This window comes from Flavobacterium hibernum, assembly GCF_000832125.1.
Lineage (GTDB): Bacteria > Bacteroidota > Bacteroidia > Flavobacteriales > Flavobacteriaceae > Flavobacterium > Flavobacterium hibernum.
The window spans coordinates 144,026-167,720 of sequence record NZ_JPRK01000009.1; the positions used below are offsets into that span (position 1 = coordinate 144,026).

The 23,695-nt window shown below is 32.0% G+C and carries 24 protein-coding genes; 9 read left to right on the plus strand and 15 right to left on the minus strand.

Annotated elements, in window-relative coordinates:
* The first annotated feature begins 84 nt into the window (after positions 1-84).
* From IW18_RS11875 to hemN, 4 genes are all read left to right on the plus strand, one after another.
* Positions 85-507, plus strand: coding sequence for a DoxX family protein (locus IW18_RS11875; RefSeq protein WP_041517951.1), 423 nt, complete (start codon positions 85-87; stop codon positions 505-507).
* A gap of 120 nt (positions 508-627) precedes the next feature.
* Positions 628-975 (plus strand): hypothetical protein, encoded by a 348-nt coding sequence (locus IW18_RS11880; RefSeq protein ID WP_041517954.1) that lies wholly within the window; start codon positions 628-630, stop codon positions 973-975.
* Between the two features lie 111 nt (positions 976-1,086).
* Positions 1,087-1,557 (plus strand): hypothetical protein, encoded by a 471-nt coding sequence (locus IW18_RS11885; RefSeq protein WP_041517955.1) that lies wholly within the window; start codon positions 1,087-1,089, stop codon positions 1,555-1,557.
* 123 nt (positions 1,558-1,680) lie between these two features.
* The gene (gene hemN / locus IW18_RS11890) at positions 1,681-3,045 is read left to right on the plus strand and encodes an oxygen-independent coproporphyrinogen III oxidase (protein WP_041517957.1); all 1,365 of its coding nucleotides are present in this window, start codon (positions 1,681-1,683) and stop codon (positions 3,043-3,045) included.
* 21 nt (positions 3,046-3,066) lie between these two features.
* Here the strand turns inward: hemN and IW18_RS11895 are convergent, their stop codons facing one another.
* The 8 genes from IW18_RS11895 to IW18_RS11930 all read right to left on the minus strand — a co-directional run bounded on the left by IW18_RS11895 (position 3,067) and on the right by IW18_RS11930 (position 11,727).
* Positions 3,067-3,768 carry a sulfite exporter TauE/SafE family protein gene (locus IW18_RS11895; RefSeq protein WP_041517959.1) on the minus strand — a complete coding sequence of 234 codons (702 nt, stop codon included), beginning with the start codon at positions 3,766-3,768 and terminating at the stop codon, positions 3,067-3,069.
* A 6-nt stretch (positions 3,769-3,774) separates the two neighbouring features.
* Positions 3,775-4,224, minus strand: a complete 450-nt coding sequence (locus IW18_RS11900) for a FixH family protein (RefSeq protein WP_041517960.1) — start codon at positions 4,222-4,224, stop codon at positions 3,775-3,777.
* Positions 4,225-4,268: 44 nt separating this feature from the next.
* Complete coding sequence (ccoG, locus tag IW18_RS11905) at positions 4,269-5,687, minus strand: cytochrome c oxidase accessory protein CcoG (protein WP_041517962.1); 1,419 nt, start codon at positions 5,685-5,687, stop codon at positions 4,269-4,271.
* 11 nt (positions 5,688-5,698) lie between these two features.
* The gene (locus IW18_RS11910; protein WP_041517964.1) at positions 5,699-6,640 is read right to left on the minus strand and encodes a cbb3-type cytochrome c oxidase N-terminal domain-containing protein; all 942 of its coding nucleotides are present in this window, start codon (positions 6,638-6,640) and stop codon (positions 5,699-5,701) included.
* A gap of 1 nt (position 6,641) precedes the next feature.
* Positions 6,642-6,836 carry a cytochrome c oxidase subunit IV gene (locus tag IW18_RS11915; RefSeq protein ID WP_041517965.1) on the minus strand — a complete coding sequence of 65 codons (195 nt, stop codon included), beginning with the start codon at positions 6,834-6,836 and terminating at the stop codon, positions 6,642-6,644.
* A gap of 7 nt (positions 6,837-6,843) precedes the next feature.
* Entirely contained in the window at positions 6,844-9,030 is a 2,187-nt protein-coding gene (ccoN, locus tag IW18_RS11920; RefSeq protein ID WP_041517967.1) for a cytochrome-c oxidase, cbb3-type subunit I, read from the minus strand.
* Positions 9,031-9,032: 2 nt separating this feature from the next.
* Complete coding sequence (gene ccoS / locus IW18_RS11925) at positions 9,033-9,224, minus strand: cbb3-type cytochrome oxidase assembly protein CcoS (RefSeq protein ID WP_041517968.1); 192 nt, start codon at positions 9,222-9,224, stop codon at positions 9,033-9,035.
* A 115-nt stretch (positions 9,225-9,339) separates the two neighbouring features.
* Positions 9,340-11,727, minus strand: a complete 2,388-nt coding sequence (locus IW18_RS11930; protein WP_041517970.1) for a heavy metal translocating P-type ATPase — start codon at positions 11,725-11,727, stop codon at positions 9,340-9,342.
* Positions 11,728-11,930: 203 nt separating this feature from the next.
* On the opposite strand from IW18_RS11930, the gene IW18_RS11935 reads away from it, so the two are divergent.
* Positions 11,931-12,611 carry a Crp/Fnr family transcriptional regulator gene (locus IW18_RS11935; RefSeq protein ID WP_041517971.1) on the plus strand — a complete coding sequence of 227 codons (681 nt, stop codon included), beginning with the start codon at positions 11,931-11,933 and terminating at the stop codon, positions 12,609-12,611.
* On the opposite strand, the gene mazG is transcribed toward IW18_RS11935, so the two are convergent.
* The 3 genes from mazG to def all read right to left on the minus strand — a co-directional run bounded on the left by mazG (position 12,612) and on the right by def (position 14,631).
* Positions 12,612-13,382, minus strand: coding sequence for a nucleoside triphosphate pyrophosphohydrolase (gene mazG, locus IW18_RS11940; RefSeq protein ID WP_041517972.1), 771 nt, complete (start codon positions 13,380-13,382; stop codon positions 12,612-12,614).
* Positions 13,383-13,483: 101 nt separating this feature from the next.
* Complete coding sequence (locus IW18_RS11945) at positions 13,484-13,969, minus strand: DUF5606 family protein (RefSeq protein ID WP_041517974.1); 486 nt, start codon at positions 13,967-13,969, stop codon at positions 13,484-13,486.
* A 71-nt stretch (positions 13,970-14,040) separates the two neighbouring features.
* Complete coding sequence (gene def, locus IW18_RS11950) at positions 14,041-14,631, minus strand: peptide deformylase (protein WP_041517976.1); 591 nt, start codon at positions 14,629-14,631, stop codon at positions 14,041-14,043.
* A gap of 200 nt (positions 14,632-14,831) precedes the next feature.
* On the opposite strand from def, the gene IW18_RS11955 reads away from it, so the two are divergent.
* Complete coding sequence (locus IW18_RS11955; protein WP_041517977.1) at positions 14,832-17,054, plus strand: FUSC family protein; 2,223 nt, start codon at positions 14,832-14,834, stop codon at positions 17,052-17,054.
* 120 nt (positions 17,055-17,174) lie between these two features.
* Here IW18_RS11955 and IW18_RS11960 read toward each other — a convergent pair whose 3' ends face one another.
* The 3 genes from IW18_RS11960 to IW18_RS11970 form a co-directional block, all read right to left on the minus strand.
* Positions 17,175-18,671, minus strand: a complete 1,497-nt coding sequence (locus IW18_RS11960; RefSeq protein WP_041517978.1) for a malate:quinone oxidoreductase — start codon at positions 18,669-18,671, stop codon at positions 17,175-17,177.
* A gap of 123 nt (positions 18,672-18,794) precedes the next feature.
* A complete protein-coding gene (ruvX, locus tag IW18_RS11965) occupies positions 18,795-19,211 on the minus strand; it encodes a Holliday junction resolvase RuvX (protein ID WP_041517980.1) in 417 nt (138 codons plus the stop codon).
* 140 nt (positions 19,212-19,351) lie between these two features.
* Positions 19,352-19,981: a PAS domain-containing protein gene (locus IW18_RS11970; RefSeq protein ID WP_041518089.1), complete on the minus strand. Its 630-nt coding sequence runs from the start codon at positions 19,979-19,981 to the stop codon at positions 19,352-19,354.
* 286 nt (positions 19,982-20,267) lie between these two features.
* On the opposite strand from IW18_RS11970, the gene IW18_RS11975 reads away from it, so the two are divergent.
* The 3 genes from IW18_RS11975 (at position 20,268) to IW18_RS11985 (ending at position 23,038) form a co-directional block, all read left to right on the plus strand.
* Positions 20,268-21,083 (plus strand): 2,3,4,5-tetrahydropyridine-2,6-dicarboxylate N-succinyltransferase, encoded by an 816-nt coding sequence (locus IW18_RS11975; protein WP_035683702.1) that lies wholly within the window; start codon positions 20,268-20,270, stop codon positions 21,081-21,083.
* Positions 21,084-21,191: 108 nt separating this feature from the next.
* Entirely contained in the window at positions 21,192-22,265 is a 1,074-nt protein-coding gene (locus IW18_RS11980; protein ID WP_041517982.1) for a glycosyltransferase family 9 protein, read from the plus strand.
* The gene (locus IW18_RS11985; RefSeq protein ID WP_041517984.1) at positions 22,262-23,038 is read left to right on the plus strand and encodes a glycosyltransferase family 2 protein; all 777 of its coding nucleotides are present in this window, start codon (positions 22,262-22,264) and stop codon (positions 23,036-23,038) included. The genes IW18_RS11980 and IW18_RS11985 overlap by 4 nt, the downstream gene beginning before the upstream one ends.
* Here IW18_RS11985 and IW18_RS11990 read toward each other — a convergent pair.
* Positions 23,016-23,660, minus strand: coding sequence for a class I SAM-dependent methyltransferase (locus IW18_RS11990; RefSeq protein ID WP_041517986.1), 645 nt, complete (start codon positions 23,658-23,660; stop codon positions 23,016-23,018). The genes IW18_RS11985 and IW18_RS11990 overlap by 23 nt on opposite strands.
* Positions 23,661-23,695: the final 35 nt, after the last annotated feature.

Sequence of the window (23,695 nt, forward strand, 5' to 3'; positions counted from 1 at the left end):
AAAAAACTTGTTTTCAACTACTTAAAAATACGTATATGATTAAAAATTAGTAACTTTATGTATAATTTTTAATCACGTAGTATCATGGAAAATGTAAAAAGTTTGAATAAATGGGCTAATGCGCACACTTATTTACCAGTAGATTTAGTACGTATTGTATTGGGTGTTTTTTTATTTATGAAAGGAGTTTCATTTGTAACAAACGTTCAATACCTGCATGATTTAATTTCTCCAATTGATCACTTTGGAGGCGGAATGTTTTTATTACATTACATTGCGCCCGCCCATATGATTGGAGGTATAATGATTGTTTTTGGGCTACTTACCCGCTGGGCAATTGCAGCTCAATTACCAATACTTTTTGGAGCAATCCTGATCAATTTCATGGGACACATGCACTCCGAAAGTTTAGTTTTAGCTATCGTAGTTTTATTGGTTTGTATGTTCTTTTTGTTTTATGGAAGCGGAAAACATTCGGCTGATTATTATTTTAAAATGCAACAATAACCTTGTTTTATCCTCAACTAGACCTCTTAAATGTTGAGGATAAAATAATAACATTAGAATTAAAGTTAATTAATTCTTTAAAATTTCTTTAATTGTCTTTTATGAGTTAAATTCGCGACCATGAATTGGATTCGTAAGACTATTATTTTTGTATCACTTTTGATTATCGCCTTTTTTGCTTCACAAGCAAACGAGTTTGGTATGCAAAAAATCGAAAATAAAAAGACAGACACCAATTTTTCAATAGATCACTCAGACTCTTTGGCTTTTATACAGCCACAAGCAAGTTATCAATTTGTAGGCAATATCAAAACAAGCTATCCGGCTATCATCAAAAGTTTTGATTATTTATTGGTAGTAGATCCTCTTCATCAAGCAGTACATTCAACATCAAACTTTGCAAATCAATTTGCAACACAGGGCAAAAAAATCCTTTTAATGCTCTACCCCTTTCATTTTTTCTGGTAGAAATTTCATGAACCTTTGGAAGAAAAATCTTTATTCTCCCAAACAATAAACTGCTTTCGACCTGAAAGCTGTTTACTATTTCATTTATAACCTATCAATTTTAAAGACAAAATGGAAACAAGTGTAACCATAATTGGTATTGTGATCGCGATCATAGTAGCCATTCCAATATATTTTTCTGCGCGTACAAGTGCCGCAAACAAATCAAAAATATTAAACATAAAAAAGAAGTTCAATCCAACTCATCCTGAAGATTTTGATTTGACAGAGTCGCAAAGCAATAAAACGCTAACAATTGATCAAAAAAACAGGAAATTTATTTTAATGAATTTCAACCCAAATCAACAAGAATCGACTTATGTTGATTTAAAAAATGTATCTGCGTGCAAGTTAGTTCTAACTACTGACGGAAATTCAGATACTATTTTAAAAATCGATTTTGAATTTCAGGATAAAGAAACTTCTAAAAAAATTACAATCCCATTCTATGATTTTGACGACGACCGCATTAAACAAATAAGCGCGTATCAAGATCATATGTTTGCAAAAAAATGGCTTAAAATCATTCAAGATTCTATTTAGTGTTAGTTATTTAATTCAGTAAAAGAGGCTCATTTTTGAGTCTCTTTTTTTTTATAATATGATATTTGTCATTTTATTTCCTGCATGGATACTCTAATTTTGAGCAATCCAAAATGCACTTTTATGAAAATTTCCCTTACACAAAAATACAATGTACCTGGTCCAAGATACACAAGTTATCCAACCGTTCCGTACTGGAATGAAAGTAATTTTAGTGATCAAAAATGGATTAAGTCTTTTCAAAAATCATTTTCAGAAAGTAATTCACAAAACGGAATAAGTTTATATATACACTTACCCTTTTGCGAAAGCATGTGTACTTTTTGTGGATGCAACAAACGTATTACCAAAAATCATTCGGTAGAAGAAACTTATATAAAAGCTCTTTTGAAAGAATGGAGTTTATACTGTAAATTACTTCCCGAAAGACCTATTATTAAAGAAATTCATTTGGGTGGAGGAACTCCAACGTTTTTCTCAAAAAACAACTTAGAACATCTAATAAATGGTATTTTTAGTTTTGCTGAAAAAGCCGAAAAACATGAATTTAGTTTTGAAGGTCATCCCAATAATACAACTTACGAACAATTAAAAAAACTATATGATCTTGGCTTTCGCCGAGTAAGTTTTGGCGTTCAGGATTATGCCGAAAAAGTTCAAAAAGCCATTCATCGAATTCAACCTTTCCATAATGTTGCAAAAGTAACTTTTTGGGCAAAAGAAATTGGTTATACTTCTATTGGTCATGACATCATTTTTGGTTTACCTTTCCAAACCATTGATGATATTATTGATACTGTCGAGAAAACAAACTCATTAAAACCAGATCGTTTAGCATTTTACAGTTATGCACACGTACCTTGGATTAAAGGAAACGGACAACGTGGATTCAATGAAGAAAATCTTCCAAAAGATGCCGAGAAAAGACAACTGTATGAGATTGGAAAACAATTACTTTCTAAAAACGGTTACCACGAAATAGGAATGGATCATTTTTCGTTCCAAACTGACAGTTTATATAAAGCAGCTCAAAACAAAGAATTACATCGAAATTTTATGGGTTATAGTGCGTCAAAAACACAACTTATGATTGGATTAGGCGTATCATCAATTAGTGATAGCTGGTATAGTTTTGCTCAAAACACTAAAAACTTAGAAGACTATTACCAATTATTAGAATGGGACAAATTACCTATTGTAAAAGGTCATATTTTAGATAATGAGGATTTAATTATCCGTAAACACATTTTGAATTTAACATGTGAATTTGAAACTTCCTGGAGCGATGAATCCCTTTATTTTAAAGAAATTCCTAGTATTTTACTTGATTTAAAAGAAATAGAAAACGACCAGTTAATTGTAATTGAAGAAAATAAAATTAGAATTACTGAAGCCGGAAAACCATTCGTGCGCAATATCTGTATGGCTTTTGATTTGCATTTAAAAAGAAAATCACCGGAAACAAATTTGTTTTCGATGACGGTTTAATAATCGTTTAATTTATTGGATTTAATGGCAATTTGGCGTTGCCTGAACGAACAAACTCATATTAGAAGGGGAAATGTAAGGAATTCCTAATCCTAATCCTCTAAGGATAAATAAAACACCAATAATTACTGCTAAGTAAGGAATAGCTTTTTGAATTTTATTTCTAAAAGGAAGTCTAATTAATGAATTTATATAAACTACAAAAGTCATTAAAGGTAAAGTTCCTATTCCGAATAAAACCATGTACAAAACTCCTAAACTTGCACTTTGCATTGCAATTGCGCCAAATAAGGCAACATAAACCATTCCGCAAGGCAAAAACCCATTTAGTAAGCCAATCGTAAAAAGAGATTTATAACTCTTATTTTTAAACTGATTTCCTAGACTTGATTTTATCTTTGAAATGACTTTATAAACTGGTTTTGAAAAATTGTATTTTGAGAATACTTTCTCAGGTATTAAAACCACCAATATCATAGCTAAACCAATAAAAATTGATATTTTTTGCTGAAGTCCAGCTAGGAAAAAACCTCTTCCAAGTAATCCAAAAATCAACCCTATAGTTGCGTAAGCAGTCAAACGTCCAAGATGATAGGTAATAATTTGAGTAGCTTTTTTAGCTTCATTTTTATGATCTACAGGCAGCATCATAGCGATAGGCCCACACATTCCAATACAGTGCAGACTGCTAATCAGACCAAATATAAAAGCTGAATATAACATGCTGAATTAATTTACATAAATAACCTCCTTTGACAGGTATTTTTTACCATTATATTGCCACTCCATATTAACATCCCAACGTCCTTTTACCAATTTATCTTTGGGAATTAGTAATACTGAATTTGTTAGCGCAATTTGGGTGTTAAAATCAAATTTCTTGTTTGACGGACGATATAACAATATATTTCCTTTTACTTTATCACTTTCAAAAGCAGCAGGAAAACTAACTTTCACTCCACTTTCGTTATAAGCGATGGAAGGTTTCTGCTGTAAATCGTGAGCATTTTGTACACGTGCCATTTCTTCTTGAAAATGTGAATCGTGTTTGTAATACTCCTCTACAACCAAATCGTTGTCGTACTTACTATTCGATTGCACTTCAAAAACGAAATATAAAATAAAGGTCATAAACAATGCAAATGCAATGACAATTCCTGTTCCCCAATTGATTTTCATATTTCTATATTTTAATTGTTAGTGGTCAAAATGGCATTTAATTTTTAGTTAAAACTTCTCGGACCTAAAAAGTTTGTTGTTGTAGTTTCAAGCAATTCATTGCCATTGTAAACACCTATTTTAACTTTTGTTTTATCACTTTCTAAAATTGCTTCGTTTATTTCTATAAACAATGTTCCTTGAGAAATTCCTTCTTTTGCAACTTTAAAATGTGTTTTTCCAACATTTTTTATCTCACCTTTCTGGTCAATTAACTCAAAATGAATATCATTATAATCTTTCATTGTTTTGTTGACAATTTTATAGGTATACACATTACTGATTTTGTCTCCTTTGTGTTGAAAAAGCTGTCCTGGTAAACGTAAAACAATTGCTTCTACATCTGTTCTTAAAAACAACATTCCAACAAAAACACCTAATAAAATAATCAAGACTGCCGTATAACCTTTCATCCTGGCGGTAAACTTAAAAGGTGCTTTTTTCTCAATTTCATCTTCAGATGCATATCGAATAAGCCCCTTAGGCAACCCAACGCTATCCATAATAGTGTCGCACTCATCAATACATGCTGTACAGTTTGTACATTCTAATTGTGTACCGTTTCTAATATCAATTCCCATTGGGCAAACATGCACACATTGGTGACAATCAATACAATCACCTTTTCCGGTTGTTGCTCTATCTTCTTTTTTATTGAATTTAGCGCGACCTACTTCTTTTTCTCCACGTACAAAATCGTATGCAACATTAATGGATTTATTGTCTAAAAGTACGCCTTGTAATCTTCCGTAAGGACAAGCGATAATACAAACCTGCTCGCGAAACCAAACAAAAACAAAATAGAAAACACTTGTAAAAATAAGTAATGCAATAAAGTTACTTGATTGCTGAATTGGCCCTTGTTCGACCATTAAAAACAATTGATCACTACCTACTAAATAAGCTAAAAATACATTTGCAATTCCGAACGAAATCAGAAAAAAGACTGTCCATTTAATGACTCTTTTTCTAATTTTCTCAGCATTCCATTCCTGTCTCGCTAATCGTAATTGTGCTCCACGATCGCCATCAATCCAATACTCTATTCGTCTAAAAACCATTTCAAGAAAAATCGTCTGTGGACAAATCCAGCCACAAAAAATTCTTCCAAAAACAACAGTAAATAAAATGATAAACACTATACCAACGAGCATTGATATTACAAAAAGATAAAAATCCTGCGGCCAAAAGGGAAATCCAAAAATATTGAAACGTCTTTCTATAATATTGAACATCATAAATTGATTTCCGTTTACTTTTATAAAAGGATTTGCAATTAAAATAGCTAGTAAAATATAACTAACTATTTTGCGATATTCATAGAATTTACCAGACGGTTTTTTAGGAAAAATAAACTTCCTCTTACCACCTTCATCAATAGTTCCAATGGTGTCTCTAAAATCTTCGTCTGGTAAATTTGACATGATTACAATTATTATTTTTTAACTTCTGTACTATCTTTTGCTTTACTTGCAGTATCATCTTTTTTAGGAGCGGTATCATCTACCCAAATTTCTCCTTCTGGTTCTTTTGGATCTTTTGGATTACTTCCTCTAAGAGACAAAATATAACTGGCAACTTTTTGAATTTCTTTTGGTTTCATACCATTGGTTTTCCAAGAAACCATTCCTTTTCCGTCACGTCCACCATTAGTAATTGTGTGAAAAACGTTTTTAATTCCGCCACCCAAAATCCAATGATCGTCGGTTAAGTTTGGTCCAATTTGCCCACCACCATCTGCTCTGTGACAAGCTGCGCAATTCATTGCAAAAATTTCTTTACCTGCTGCTAAACTCTCTGGATCAGTTAGTAAAACAACCGTTTTTTCATCCATTAAATCAGGTGCCGTTTTTAGATATTCATCTACATCAATTTTTGCCTGAGCCATTTCTTTTTTCAATTCAGTTTCCTGATCGTCTCCACCAAACAACTCATATTTTGCAACATAGATTACTCCAAAAATGATACAGATATAGAATAAATATACCCACCAAGGCGGCAAATTATTATCTAACTCTTTAATTCCGTCATAATCATGATCCATTAATAAATCACCTTCTCTTTCTATTGGTTCTGTTTTAGTAAATTTATACATCAAGTCTTTGTACCAAGTGCTTTCTGTTAAACTCAAACTATTTTCATATTCCAATTTTGCTTTTTCTTCTGGCGACATTAATTGATACATCACTCTATTAACAGCGCTTAATGTAATTTCGATCGCAATTAAAATGAATAGAAAAACGATTAAAAATACTGAAACCATTGGGTATTTTATAAAAGCTGGTCTATCGCCTGAATCTATAAAATATTCCATCAGAGCAAAAGCGATAAAGAAAATCAGCGGTACTCTTACATATACTGGGAAAAATTTTTTCATTTTAGTTATCTTTTGAAATTATACTAAGCCCTTCATCCAAAGGTATTTCACTCATTTCCTGAATTTTTTCTTTCTTGTATGAGAAAACCCAAAAGCCTAGTCCTACAAAGAAGAAAAAGAATATCAAGAGAGAAAGTATCGGGTAAATTTCGATACCCGATATAGTCTCCATATTGTGTTTTATTTGTTCGAACATAATGCTGTTATTTAGTAGTTCCCTTTACTTTTATATCAGTTCCAAGTCTTTGAATGTAGGCAATCAAAGCAACGATTTCTCTTTCATTCATAGGAACGAATTTCTCACCTGTTTCAGCTGCTTTTTTCTTACTAGCTTCGTAACTTTTTACATAATCAGGATCATTTTCTAAACTCTTTTCGATTGCCATTGCTTGTGCTCTCAATGTTTTTTGAGCATTTGCTACGTCAGCCTCACTATAAGGAACTCCAAGCGTAATCATTGCTTGCATTTTCTTTTGAGTTAGAGAAATATCCATTGCTTCATTATCAAATAACCATTTGTAACCTGGCATAATTGATCCAGATGAGGTACTTTGTGGATTCCAGAAGTGATTAAAATGCCAATTGTCATTATATTTACCACCTACTCTTAACAAATCTGGTCCTGTACGTTTTGAACCCCATAAAAATGGATGATCATATACAAACTCACCCGCTTTAGATTGTGGTCCATAACGTTCAACTTCACTTCTAAACGGACGAACTGACTGTGAGTGACAACCTACACAACCTTCTCTGATATATAAATCTCGTCCTTCAAGCTCTAAAGGTGTATATGGTTTAACACTTGAAATTGTCGGAATATTTGATTTTACCATAATCGTAGGTACAATTTGAATAATTCCTCCAATTAAAATAGCGATTGTCGCCAGAATTGTTAACTGAATTGGTTTTCTTTCAAGCCATGAGTGAAATTTTTCTCCACTAAGTCTACTGCTACTAATTCTTTGTAAAGCTGGTGCTTGTGCTAATTCATCTTCAATAGTATCACCTGCTCTAACTGTCATTATGATGTTGTAAACCAAAGTCAACATACCAATTAAATACAAAGTACCACCAATTGCTCTCATCCAATATAACGGCATAATTGCAGTTACGGTTTCAAGGAAGTTACCGTAAGTTAAAGTTCCATCAGGATTAAATTGTTTCCACATTGAAGCTTGCTGAAAACCAGCTACATACATTGGTAACGCATATAGAATGATTCCTAAAGTACCTATCCAAAAGTGGAAATTCGCCAGTTTTTTTGAGAACAATGTACTTTTTGTCATTCGTGGAATTAACCAATAGATAATACCAAAAGACATAAAACCATTCCAAGCCAAGGCTCCAACGTGAACGTGAGCAATAATCCAGTCTGTATAATGCGCTATAGCATTTACATTTTTAAGAGAAAGCATTGGTCCTTCAAAAGTTGCCATTCCGTAACCTGTAATCGCTACAACGAAGAATTTTAAAACTGGTTCTTCACGAACTTTATCCCACGCACCTCTTAAAGTTAAAAGTCCGTTGATCATACCTCCCCAAGATGGCGCAATTAACATTACTGAAAATGCTACTCCTAAATTTTGAGCCCAGTTTGGTAAAGCTGAATATAATAAATGGTGTGGTCCTGCCCAGATATAAATAAATATTAAAGACCAAAAGTGTATAATTGATAATCTATAAGAATATATAGGACGATTGGCTACTTTTGGAATAAAGTAATACATTAATCCTAAGAATGGTGTGGTCAAGAAAAATGCTACCGCATTATGACCGTACCACCATTGCACTAAAGCATCCTGAACTCCGGCATAAACAGAGTAGCTTTTTAAAGCCGAAACCGGAATTTCAATATTATTAAAAATATGCAATACAGCTACTGTAACAAATGTTGCCAGGTAAAACCAAATTGCTACATATAAGTGACGTTCTCTACGACGCAACATTGTACCAATCATGTTAATTCCCATTACAACCCAAATTAACGCTATAGCAATATCAATTGGCCATTCTAACTCAGCATATTCTTTTGATGAAGTATATCCTAATGGCAATGTAATTGCTGCCGCAACGATAATGAGCTGCCAACCCCAGAAATGTAAATTGCTCAAAAAATCGCTAAACATTCTGGCTTTTAGTAATCGCTGTAACGAATAATACATACCCGCAAAAAAGGCATTACCTACAAAGGCAAAAATTACCGCATTGGTGTGTAATGGTCTTAATCGACCGTAACTAAGCCACGAAATCCCATCTGTGATGTTGGGAAAAAGGTACATAACCGCTAAGGTAAGCCCTACTAACATACCCACAACTCCAAAAAGGATAGTGGCGTAAATGAATTTTTTTACAATTTTGTTGTCGTAATAAAACTGTTCCATTTCCATAATTATACTTGTTTTTCTTCGGTTGGTGAATTATTATTCTGGGGAGTAATTTTGGTCTCATCGTCAAAAAGCATTCTGACTGAAGGTGTATAATCGTCGTCGTATTGTCCAGATTTGACAGCTACTATAAAAGCAATAAAGAAACCTATTGCTACGAAAATACTTACTGAAATTAATAGATAAATAACACTCATACCTTAAATTTATGTTAACAAAATTACTTAGTTACTAGTTGTTAAAATATGATAATTATCATAGTCGAAGTCTTTAGTTAAATTTATAAAAAAATAACCTTTAAATTATTTATAATCACTCTAAACTACTGTTGCTGAAATAATTAGACATTATCGTTACAAAACTCACTATTGTAATAGTGCTTAAAGGCATGATAATAGCCGCTACTAAAGGAAGTAAATTGCCTGTAATTGCGAAAGAAAGTCCTACAACATTGTAAAGCAATGATAAGACAAAACTCATTTTGATTATTGTAATGGACTTGCGAGATAATTTTAAAAAGTAATTTAATCTCGAAAACTCACTTGCATCTAATATTGCATCGCAAGCAGGCGAAAAAACATTGACATTTTCAGAAATAGAAATTCCAACATTACTTTGTGCGAGTGCTCCAGCGTCGTTTAATCCATCTCCAACCATCATTACATTCTGACCTTTGTCTTGTAGGTTTTTAATGAATTGAAGTTTTTGCTCCGGTTTCTGATTAAAAACAAGCTCGGTGTTCCTGGGCAAAATAGCCTCTAGATTTGCCCTTTCGCCATCATTGTCACCGGAAAGTACTTTTATCTGATAATCTTTACTTAGAGTTGCAAATAATTTTTCTATACCTTCTCTATATTGATTTTGGAACGTAAACTTTCCATAATAAATATCATTAATTCTAATGTGTAGACTTGTTTTTTCGATTTCTGATGAATCTGCTACTTGACTTTCGACAAACTCCGCAGATCCTATCTTAATTGTTTTATCACCAGAAAAAGCATAAATTCCTTTTCCGGTAATCTCTTGAAAATCATCAATTTTAATTCTATTGGATTCAGGCAAAAAATCATATAACATACGGCTTAAAGGATGATTCGAAGCGCGAAGGACATTTTTTATAAGAATATAATTTTCATCAGAAAGCACATTCCCTTCATACATTATATTTGATTTTTTGTTGGTTGTAATTGTTCCTGTTTTATCAAAAACTATAGTATCTACTTTTGCCAATTGCTCTATAACTAAAGCATTTTTAAGATACATTTTCTGCTTGCCCATAATCCTCAAAATGTTACCAAAAGTAAATGGAGCTGTAAGCGCCAGCGCACAGGGACATGCTACAATTAAAACTGCTGTAAAAACATTAAAAGCAATATTTGCGTCAATAGATACCCAATAACCAAAACCTGCAACAGAGATCAACAATAATATTGGCGTAAAATAACGACTAATTTTATCTGTGATTGTTTTGTGTTTTTGCTCTACATTTTTCTGAAAAACTTCATTGCTCCACAATTGTGTTAAGTAACTTTGAGAAACAGAATGCAATACTTCCATTTCGATAACTTTTCCTATTTGTTTTCCCCCAGCAAAAACTTTATCTCCAGACTTCTTAGTAATTGGTACTGCTTCTCCAGTCACAAAACTGTAATCAATTTCAGCTTTTTCACTAATCAAAATTCCATCCACCGGAATTAGTTCTTGATTTCTAATTAGCAATCTATTGCCTTTTTGAACATCATAAATAGGCACACTTTCTTCGGATGTATCAGAATTAATTCTTGTTACTGCTATTGGAAAATAAGATTTAAAATCACGCTCAAAACTTAAAAAACTATAGGTTTTTATTTGAAACATTTTTCCGAGTAACATAAAGAAAACCAACCCCGTTAAACTATCAAAAAAACCAGATCCATAGTTCATTACTATATCAAAAGTACTACGCACAAACATGACGATAATTCCCAAAGCAATTGGTATATCAATATTTAACATACCCGATTTTATACTTTTGTAAGCAGAAACATAATAACCACTTGCCGAATATAAAAAACTAGGCAATGCCAGAATAAATATCAGGATTCTAAAAAATGGTTTATAATTGTCTAACCAAAATTCTTTGATTTCAAAATACTCAGGAAATGAAAGCAACATAATATTTCCAAAGCAAAAGAAAGCGACTCCTAATTTATAAGTCAAACTTCTATCAACATTATTTTTTCCTGATTCGTAATTCTCTAAACTTATATAAGGTTCATAACCTATTGAACTTAATGAGTAAACAATAGTTTTTAATGAAACGATATCTGTATTAAAGGTAATTCGAACTCTTTTTTCTGGAAAATTAACTTGAGAAGTACTTATTCCCGGCTGAATTCGGTTTAGATTTTCCAGAATCCATATACATGAACTACAATGAATATGAGGAATATTTAATGATACAATTGCGGTATTCCCTTCTTGAAATTCTAAAACTTTTGATAAGATAGCTTCATTGTCCAGAAAATCATATTTTCCTTTTATGTCTTGAGGAGTTGCACCGGGAGATTTTTCAAAATCATAATAACAGGTTAGATCATGAAGACTAAAAATTTCATAAACGGTTTTGCAGCCCGCACAACAAAACTTTTTTTCATCAAAATTGATTTCTTCATTTTTAGGAATGGTAAGTCCACAATGAAAACAACTCTGCTCACTCATAATTTGTTTCTTTTTTAATGTAACAAATATTCAAAATAAGTCCCGACTTTTAATATGACATTTATCATAGTATAATTAAATCGAATTCTAATTTAATGAAATAAAACAGGCAAAAATCAACATTACATTTTTTATCTCTTTTTTCAGTAATAATAGCACCTTGGAAAGCGAATATTCCTTAATTTTGCAGTAAATTTTTTGCTATGAATAAATGTGACCAATGTATCGTACGCCAACTTTCCTCTCTTAAAGCTCTCAATAAAGATGAAGTTGTAAAATTGGCAAGTAGCAAAACAACTTACACGATTAAGAAAGGCGAGGCTATTTTTGAAGAAGGCGAAGTGACCAATGGTGTTTTTTGTGTAAAAGATGGCGTTGGAAAACTTTCAAAATTAAGTGCAAACGGTAAAGATCAAATTGTAAAACTGGTAAAATCCGGAGAACTTTTGGGTCAGCGCTCAATGATTAGTAATGAGCCTGCAAACTTATCGGCTAAAGCTATTGCCGATATGGAAGTTTGTTTTATTCCAAAAAGCGAAATCATTCACTTTTTTAATAACAACAATCAATTCTCTATGAATTTGATGCAATCTGTTTGTGAAGACTTAAAAGAATCTGAAAACGATAAAATTGCCTTAGTTCAAAAAACTGTAAAACAGCGTTTAGCAGAAACTTTATTACATCTATATGATGCTTTTGGGGAAACTGCCGATAAAACACTAAAAGTGCAACTAACCAGAGAAGAACTGGCTGGTATAATTGGTACTGCCACAGAAAGTTGCATCAGACTATTATCTGACTTTAACAAACTTGAACTGATAGAGTTAGTTGGTAAAAAAATTAAACTTAAAGATATTAAAGCATTAAAAAAACTGGCTGAATAATTACAGTTTTTTTGCTTCGTTCCAAAATACATCCATTTCGGCCAAAGTCATATCCATCAAAGGTTTTCCTAATTCTCCAGCTTTACTTTCCAGATATTGAAAACGCTTAATGAATTTTTTATTGGTACGCTCTAATGCATCTTCCGGATTAACATTTAGAAATCGGGCATAATTAATCATCGAGAACAAAACATCGCCAAATTCGGCCTCAATTTTATCCTGATCACCTGATTTTACTTCTACTTGCAATTCTTCTAATTCTTCTTGTACTTTATCCCAAACTTGGTGTGGTTCTTCCCAATCAAAACCAACTCCTTTTACTTTATCCTGAATTCGGCTTGCTTTTACTAATGCAGGTAAACTTCTTGGAACTCCTTCAAGAACAGATTTTTTACCCTCTTTTAGTTTCAGTTTTTCCCAATTTTGTTTTACTTCTTCCTCATCTTTAACAACGGTATCACTGTAAATATGCGGGTGACGGTGAATTAATTTATCACAGATTTCATTACAAACATCGGCCATATCAAAATCGTTGGTTTCGGAACCAATTTTTGCATAAAAAACGATATGCAATAGTAAATCTCCTAGCTCTTTTTTGATTTCATTCAAGTCATTATCTAAAATAGCGTCTCCTAATTCATAAGTTTCTTCAATGGTAAGATGTCTCAGGGTTTGCAAAGTTTGCTTTTTATCCCACGGACATTGCTCACGAAGCTCATCCATGATAATTAATAATCTTTCGAAAGCCTTAATTTGAAGTTCTTTACTCATTTTATGAAGTTTTATTTGGATTGCAAACAGATTTGTAAAAGTAAAAAATCCTGTCAAGAAAACATCTTAACAGGATTAATATATTTGAATATAGCGAACTACTATTCTTCTTTTTTAGCTTTTACTTTTTTAGCAGCTGGAGCTTTTTTTGGTTTCTCTTCTGCAACAGGAGCTTCTTCAGCAGCTTCAGCAGCAGCTGGAGCCAAATCTGTAACTAAACCTTTTGCCTGAAGTGTGTTGTACCAGTTTAATACCTTTTTGATATCAGAAGGATATACTCTTTCTTCGTCATAATCAGGTAAAATTTCTTTAAAGTAAGCTGCCAATGTAGCGTTGTCTTCTTTATGAGAAATAGCTTGTCCCTTATTTTCTTTAGTTGCAATACGTTGCATTACTTCAGTCAATGGTTTTTCGCCGTCGTAAGTATAAATTGAAATTTCTGATAATAAACTTACATTACTTTTTAAGTTTACTGTAATTTTTTTTCCGTCTAATAATGATTCTGCCACAAAACCTGTACGAGTTTGTACTTTCAATACATATAAACCTGGTTTCCCAGAAATGGCTAAAATTTTCTCTAAATTCATGTTTATTAAAATTAGTATTAAGAATTTGATTTATTATATTTTGATGATTCTAAATTTATACTTTAGAATGCTTATCTCCCTTTTTTAGCAGCAGCAAATTTCATTCTATATTCTTGAAAAGTCTTGCCTTCTGTAATATTTTTTAATTTCTTTTGAATCAAACGCTTTTTCAAAGAAGATATTTTGTCTGTGAATAAAACGCCTTCGATATGGTCGTATTCGTGTTGAATAACTCTTGCAATCAAACCGTCAAAAACTTCTGTTTTCATTACAAAATCTTCCTCACAATATTCGATTGTTACAGTTGGCTTTCTGTAAACATCTTCGCGAACGTCTGGAATACTCAAACAACCTTCGTTAAAACTCCACTCTTCACCTTCTTCTTTAACAATTTTAGCATTGATAAAAGTTTTTTTGAAACCTTTTAAATCTTTTTGCTCTTCTGACGGTAAATCGTCATCATCACTAAAAGGAGTTGTATCAATAACAAACAAACGAATTGGCATACCCACTTGAGGTGCAGCTAGTCCTACTCCGTAAGCGTTGTACATGGTCTCATACATGTTTGCTATTGTTTCTTTTAAGTTTGGGTAATCTGGCGTAATTGCCTCGCCCACTTTTCTTAAAACAGGATCACCATATCCTACAATTGGTAAAATCATTTGTATTATTTTAATGTATTATCTACTGAAAACCCTGAATTTATTTCTATTAATTCAGCTGGCAAAAATAGTAAAAAATAGTCAATGAATAATTCTAAAGCCATATTATATGTCATTTTTTGCTTTAGCTCTAAAAACTCATCTATAATTATGCCAAATTAATTCGTACAATTCGTACTTTTGTTTATAAACCTTACTATATGTTTGAACGTATCACTAAATTTACCAATAGTACTTCTTTTTTTAATGCCTCAAAAATAACCATTGCTTCAGTAGTTCCTGTGTTAATTTTGAACTTTTTAGGATATTTTGAAATAGGTTTTACAATTGCGTTAGGTGCTTTTTATACTTATCCAAGTGATATTCCGAGCTCATTAAGCCATAAAATAAAAGGTCTTATTGCAGCTTCGTTTATCGTAGCTGGTGTTAATTTTTTGGTGAATATTGCATATCCATATCCCTATATTTTTTATCCTTTTTTAGTATTCTTACTTTTTGCATGTTCTATGATATCAGTTTATGGACAACGTGCAACTTTAGTTTCGTTCTCGGCTTTATTATCAATTTCATTATCTTTTGGTCATTTACACGAAGGTTGGGAAGCCGTTGAATATTCTGGGTGGATTTTCGTTGGAGGTATTTTATACTTAATTGTATCTCTTGTTTTTCATTTTGTGCAACCTTATAAATATGTTGAATTAGAAATTGCTCAGGGAATAAAATTAACCGCAAAATACTTGAAATTAAGAGGTGATTTATGGAATCCCGAAGCCAATAGAGAATCAATTATCGAAAAACAATTGAGTGTTCAGGTTGATCTAAATTTGATTCATGAAGATTTAAGAAAATTACTTATTGGCAATCAAAATACTTCTGCAGCAACGAGTCAAAATCGAAAAATGTTGCTTGTTTTTATTACTTTGGTCGAAATTCAAGAACTTGCATTATACACTTCTTTTGATCACAGTAAACTTCATGAAAAATTTGCGAAGCATCCAGACGTTCTTCGCACTTATCAAAATGTTGCTTATAAACTGGCTTCAACTTTAAAAAAACTTTCAAAAAACGTACATAATATAAGTGTTTATGTCGATAAAAATGATTTAAAAAATGAACTTGATGCATTTGAATTTGCCATTTTTGACTACGAAAAAAGTTTAGGCAAAGATGAAGCTGCTGAGGGCGTTTTGATGTTGACGAATATGCTGAAATATGCTAAAAATCAAGTTGGAAAAATTAAAACTATTCAACGTGCGTTTTCGTTAGCCATGCAATCGTTTAAACTAAAGGATAAAGATAAAGAACTTGAAAAATTCTTAACGCCTCAATATTATCCGTTGCGTACTTTAATTGAAAATCTTACTTATTCTTCTTCTATTTTCAGACATTCACTACGACTAACGATTACAATTTTAATTGGTTTTATTATCGGGAAGTTTCTTCCGTTTCAAAACGTTTACTGGATTTTACTAACTATTGTTGTGATTATGAGACCTGGTTACGGCTTAACAAAGGAACGCTCGTACAATAGAATTTTTGGAACTATTTTAGGAGGTTTACTAGCATTTGGAATTGTATCTGTTATTCAAAACCATGTTGCCTTGAGTATCTTCTCTATTGTTTGTATGCTTCTGGGAATTTCATTTACGCAAATCAATTATAAAATAAGTGCCACATTTGTAACGATGTATGTGGTTTTTATATACGGAATTTTAACTCCAAATGTGGTCGAAGTAATTCAGTTTAGAATTTTAGATTCGCTTGCCGGAGCTATTTTAGCTTTTATGGCCAATCAGTTTTTATGGCCTGCATGGGAATTTATCAATACGCCAATTCATATCGAAAACTCGATTAAAGCAAACCGAAATTATCTTAAAGAAATTGCCGATTTTTATAATAAAAAAGGTGAAGTGCCGACTTCTTACCGTTTGGCCCGAAAAAATGCTTTTGTTGAGGTTGGTAATTTAATGACTTCTTTTCAGCGCATGATGCAAGAACCAAAATCGAAACAAAAAACACTTCCGTTGGTTAATAAATTGGTGGTTTTAAACCATTCAATATTATCTGCATTAGCCTCATTATCTACTTATATACAGTCACATCAAACAACATCGGCATCAGAATCGTTTAACTATATCATTAAAACAATACTTTCAAACTTAGACAATTCGATCTCTATTTTGCGTAATGAAACTGTTATTACCGATCCTTTTTTTGATAAAGAAGATGTTACTTTACAATTTGAAGAGCTCAAACGTGTTAATTTCAAACGTTTATCTACAGATGACGAATTAGACAAAGAAACACGTCAAGCCAAAATGCAAGAAGCACAAATGGTGATTGAGCAATTAATATGGATGAGTAATTTGGCAGAAAAGATTTTAAAAATCACCACAGAATTTAAAGAAACAAGTCAGGATTAAAACGAATAATACTTTATACATGATTTAATTAGTTAACAAATCATATTATTTTCCAAATAAAAAAAGAGCTTAATTTTGATATCAAAACTAAGCTCTTTTCTTATATTATATTTCCAGATACTAATTATTTAGCTTCAAAACTTCAGAAGTATGTTTTCTAAGTTCGGCCAAAAATTCTGGTTTATCATTTAAAGTTTGTCCGTAAGAAGGAATCATGTTTTTCATTTTTGCTTCCCACTCCGGAGTTTTAATTTGATCTGTAAAACATCTGCTTACTAAATCAATCATGATCGCAACTGCTGTTGATGCACCAGGAGAAGCTCCTAATAAAACTGCTAAAGTTCCGTCATGTGTATTTATTACCTCTGTTCCAAATTCTAAAACACCACCTTCTTTCTCATCTTTTTTAATAACCTGAACACGTTGTCCGGCTTTTTCTAATTTCCAATCTTTAGAACGTGCCGAAGGTAAATATTCGCGTAAAGCTTTCATTCTGTCTTTTGGAGACTGACGAACTTGCTCAATTAAATACCTTGTTAATGGAATATTGTGAAATCCTGCAGATAACATTGGTACTAAATTATTTGCTTTAATTGATAATGGCAAATCTAAGTACGAACCGTTTTTTAAGAAACGTGTAGAGAATCCTGCAAAAGGACCAAAAAGTAATGCTTTTTCACCATCTATCACACGTGTATCAATATGCGGAACAGACATTGGAGGTGCTCCAACGCTTGCTTTTCCGTATACTTTTGCCTGGTGTTTTGCAATTACTTCAGGATTTGTACATTTTAACCATTGTCCGCTTACAGGAAAACCTCCATAACCGTTTCCTTCCGGAACGTTTGCTTTTTCTAATAAAGGTAATGAACCTCCACCAGCACCAATGAATACAAATTTTGTATATGCTTTTCGTTTTTGACCTGTGGCTAAATCAGTAATTTTAATTCTCCACGATTTGTCATCACGTTGCTTTAATTTTTCAACTTCATGATTAAAATACAAAGAAACACCATCTAGTTTTTCTAAATAATTAAACATGCTTCTGGTCAAAGCACCAAAATTAACATCGGTACCAATTTCCATATGGGTAGCAGCTAATTTTTCGTTAGAATCTCTGCCTTCCATAACAAGTGGCATCCATTTTTTTAACTGCTCAATATCGGTACTAAATTCCATTTGAGAAAAAATTGGATTGCTTTGTAATGCTGCGAATCTCTTTTTAAGATATTCAACATTTTTTTCTCCCCAAACAAAACTCATGTGAGGAACACTTTTAATAAAATTATCTGGAGATGGTACTTTATTTTCTTGTACTAAATAAGACCAAAATTGTCGAGAAATCTCGAAAGATTCTGCTATGCTTATTGCTTTTTTAGGATCAATACTTCCGTCAGCCTTTTCCGGAGTGTAATTTAGCTCACAAAAAGCTGAGTGTCCCGTTCCTGCATTATTCCAAGCATCTGAGCTTTCGGCTGCGGCAACATCTAATCTTTCGTAAATTTCAATTTTAATATCAGGTTGTAATTCTTTCAAAATTACTCCAAGAGTGGCACTCATTATTCCCGCTCCAATTAGTACTACTTCACTATTAGAACGTATTGTTTCGTTAGGCATAACAGTATTGTTTTTAAAGTGCAAAGGTACTTTTTATAATTGCAAAAAAAAACTAATTTTCTATGATAAAAGTTATGTTTTTATTAAAAATATTAGATTAAAGAATTCAAAATGAGGAAAAATTTAAAATCGTTTTGAAGAAAGGTAATCCTGAAGCATTATTGTTGCTGAAATTTCGTCAATTAACCCTTTATTTTGACGTTGTTTCTTACTCAAACCGCTATCAATCATGGTTTGAAATGCCATTTTTGAAGTAAAACGCTCATCTACTCTAACCACTTTCATATCTGGAAAAATGTTAGAAAAATGAGTTACAAAGCCTTTAATTATTGAAGCACTTTGAGATGGTTCGCCGTTCATTTGTTTCGGCTCACCAATTAAGACGGTTTCAACTTTTTCTTTTGCAAAATAATCTTTTAGAAAATCAATTACAGTATTTGTTGGAATAGTAGTTAAACCTGACGCAATAATTTGCATTTCATCAGTAACAGCAATTCCTGTGCGTTTTTGTCCGTAGTCTATAGAGAGAATTCTTGGCATTTTGTAAGTTTTGTCAAAGATAACTATTTTAATTTTTCAATTCTTAACAAACCTTTTTACCACACTAAAAAAAATCCGTTTTGACAAACTCAAAACGGATTTTTCATCCAAATACTAAAAACTAAAAAACTATAAATAATCTACCTATTAAATAAACGTCTAAAAAAACCTCTTTCTTCCTCTTCCTCATTATCTTGTTCTTCATATTGAGCAAACTTCGATTGTGCTTTTTCATGTTCGTATATTAACTCCTTAATATACTCTACGTACGTTCTCTTTTTTTCTTCAAGAAATCCAATCAAATATTTCTCACCAAACTCTACTCCGCTTGCCGCTTCAATTTGTAATAACTTTTTATATAACGGTTCAATATGCAACGAAATAACTTCTTGAGGAACAGCTTGTCTTCTTCCAAAATAATTCACAATTACACCGTTTTCATCTTTTGCAATTTCAAAATCAGTAACAACCCAATAATAACGTCCAGACTTCGCAAGGTTTTTTACAATCGCATGAAAGTTTTTACCCGCTTTAAGATTCTCCCATAGTACTTTAAAAATAACTTTTGGCATATCTGGATGACGGATCATATTATGTGGTTGTCCCATTAATTCGTAATCTTCGTAACCAGATACATCGACAAAAACTTCATTGGCATATTCAATAATACCAAAGGCATTTGTTTTACTCATAATCACTTGTGTTTTATCCCACGTGACTTCTTTATCTATGACTATAATTTGATTTCGAAGCTGATTTTCTTGATTCATCTTTTGCTGCTTATATATTTTGTTTTGGAATGTATTTTTAATCCCCATATTAAAGTGGTTTGGGAATTATGCCGCGAAATTAAAGAGAAGAAAAAATTCAAAATCTGATTTTTGTCATATTTTGATATTAAAAAAACTTTTAGAGGTAGTTAATATGTTTCTTTTTAAATAAGTCGCAATTTTATTTATCAAATTAAAAACAAAAAGTTATATCTGTAACATTTTACAAAGGTTTTGCTTTTTTGCTTTTCCGTAAATACGCTATCTTTGCCAAAAATTAAAACTTATGAATTCTTTACAAACTATAATTGAACAAGCTTGGGAAAACAGAGCTTTATTACAAGAAACTGCAACTACAGATGCTATTAGAGAAGTTATCGAACTAGTTGATGCGGGAAAACTACGTTGTGCTGAACCAGTTGGAGACAAATGGCAAGTAAACGAATGGGTTAAGAAAGCGGTTGTTATGTATTTTCCAATTCAAAAAATGGAAACATGGGAGTCTGGTATTTTTGAATATCACGATAAAATGTTGCTAAAAAGAGGTTATGCTGAAAAAGGAATTCGTGTAGTACCTAATGCAGTTGCACGTTATGGAGCTTACATTTCTAGCGGAGTTATCTTAATGCCAAGTTATGTAAACATTGGTGCTTATGTAGACGAAGGTACAATGGTAGACACTTGGGCAACTGTTGGCAGTTGTGCACAAATTGGTAAAAATGTTCACTTAAGCGGTGGTGTTGGTATTGGTGGTGTTTTAGAGCCATTACAAGCTGCTCCTGTAATTATTGAGGACGGTGCTTTTATTGGTTCTCGTTGTATTGTTGTAGAAGGAGTTCACGTTGGTAAAGAAGCTGTTCTTGGTGCTAACGTTTGTTTGACTGCTTCGACAAAAATTATCGATGTAACTGGTGACGAGCCTGTTGAAATGAAAGGTTTTGTTCCTGCTCGTTCAGTAGTAATTCCTGGAAGTTATACTAAAAAATTCGCTGCTGGTGAGTTCCAAGTTCCATGTGCTTTAATTATTGGTACTCGTAAACCATCTACTGATTTAAAAACTTCATTAAACAATGCACTTCGTGAATACGACGTAGCTGTTTAAGTTTTAAAATAAAACAAATTAAAAAATCCAAATTCCAATTGATAATGATTGGAATTTGGATTTTTTTTGCTTCAATTTGTAATCTTATAAAAAGATTCCATTTTCTCTATGAAGATACTTGTAATTCAGCAAAAAATGATTGGCGATGTTTTAATTAGCAGTATAATTTGCAATAACTTGCGTACTGCTTATCCTAACGCTCAAATCGATTATTTGGTTTATGCTTCGACAACGCCCGTTTTAGAAGGAAATTCAAGTATTAGTAATATTATTTTGTTTGAAGAGAAACACCGCAAAAGCAAAAAAGAATTATTAAATCTTGGTTTTCAGATTCGAAAAGAAAAGTATGACATCTTAATCGATGCTTATTCAAAATTAGAAAGTTGGATATTAGTTTTGCTTAGCAATGCCACACAAAAAATATCATACAAAAAACCCGGTAGAAACTTTTTATATACTGATAATGTTCCGTTTGAACCTTTTCCAAAAACCAATTTAGGTTTAGCAATCGAAAGACGACTTTCATTATTAGAACCTTTGGATTTGAAAATTGAAATAGATCCAATTCCTAAATTGTTTGTATCTGAAAAAGAAAACCAAGAGGCGATTGCACTTTTTGAAAAACACAAGGTTCAAAAAGATCGAAAAACAGTAATGATAAGTCTTTTAGGAAGCGAGAATTTAAAAACTTATCCTTTAGATTACATGGCAAAAGTGGTCGATTATATCGCTGATAATGCCAATGTAAATATTCTTTTTAATTATTTCCCAAAGCAAATCGAGCAGGCTAAAACCGTATTTAACGCTTGTAAACCTTCAACTCAGGAAAAAATTTACTTTGATTTATTGGGCGGAGATTTACGCTCTTTTATTGGCTTGGTCAATCACTGTGATTTAATTATTGGTAATGATGGTGGTGCAATTAATATGGTGAAAGCACTTGAAAAACCTTCATTTATTATTTTTTCTCCCTGGATTGAAAAGAAAATCTGGGCTACTTTTGAAGATGAAGTTCATCATCTTTCGGTGCATTTAAAAGATTACCGTTCTGATTTATTTGAGCAAAAAACAGAAAAAATGCTCAAAAAGGAATCTTTATCATTATATCAGGAATTTAAACCTGAATATTTTGAAGCTAAAATCAAATTCTTTTTGGATAAAAACCTTAGCATTACCAAATGATTTTGTCTGAGAAACAACCTTTAACGGCTCTGGTAATTACTTATAATGAAGAACAAAATATAAAAACTGTTCTTGATCATTTGGCTTTTGCCGATGAAATTATTGTTGTTGATTCCTACAGTTCAGATAAAACTTTTGAGATCGCTACGTCATTTCAGAATGTAAAAGTGGTACAACGTAAATTTGATAATTTTGCCTCTCAGCGCAATTTTGCAATTAATCTTGCAACAAATTCATGGATTCTATTTATGGATGCCGATGAAAGACTTACAGCAAAACTTCAAGATGAAATCGTCTATATAATCAGTCTCAAAAATAGTGCTACGGCTTATTTCATGTATCGCACCTTTATGTTTAAAGGTAGAAAATTACATTTTAGCGGTTGGCAAACAGATAAAATTATTCGTCTTTTTAAGAAAGAAAATGCTTTTTATAACCACGAAAAAATCGTCCATGAAAAGCTAATTGTAAAAGGAGAAATTGGTAAATTAAGAAATAAACTCACTCATTACTCCTATTCGAATTATGAGGATTACAAGAAAAAAATGATTCTTTACGGGCAATTGAAAGTGCAGGAAGAATTGCAAAAAAAAACCAATCCTAATTTCTTTCATTTTTACATTCGTCCTGCATATCAATTTCTAAACCAATACATTGTCCGTCTTGGTATCTTAGACGGAAAAAAAGGGATTATTATTTGTTATCTTAATGCACTAAGTGTTGCAGTCCGTTTTCGGGAGCTCAAAAAAGTTAAGACTTTGAAGCAACAGTAGCATATTGCAGGTAAAAAATATCCATTTGAGTGAACAAAAACAAAATATTAAATAAGTAAGGTTTTAAAGATTTTGTTCTTCTGATTCCCTCATTTGTTTTCACCACATATCCTGCTTCTTCATACATTCTTTTAATACTTTTTCCGGTAAAAAATCGCATATGCGTGAAGTCCATAACGCCATGTTGTTCATATTTCCAATCTTTTTTCCATAAAAACATGGTCATTTGATTGTGATATCTGATATTTGGAATAGAGCTGATAACAACTCCTTTATCTGAAAGTTTCTTTTTAATCTCTTTTAATAAAGCATAAGGATCATATACATGTTCCAAAACGTCATTAAAATAAATGGCATCGAAGTAATTGTCTGGCAAATCGTTGATAAAATCTTCACACATTCCAACAAATGCTTTATCTAAAACTTTTTTGGCTTTTTCACCTTCTTCAGGCATCATTTCAATACCCCAGACTTCTTTGTTATTATCTTTTTTAATTAACTCGCCAAAACAGCCATTTCCACAACCTACCTCTAATATTTTAGTAGCATGATCCGGCAAATATTTAAGCATCTCAAAACGAACTTTACTGTAATAGTGGTCTGGTTTATTGTCGTAATTCATATATATTTTTTTCTAAATATATGAAATCAGAAATA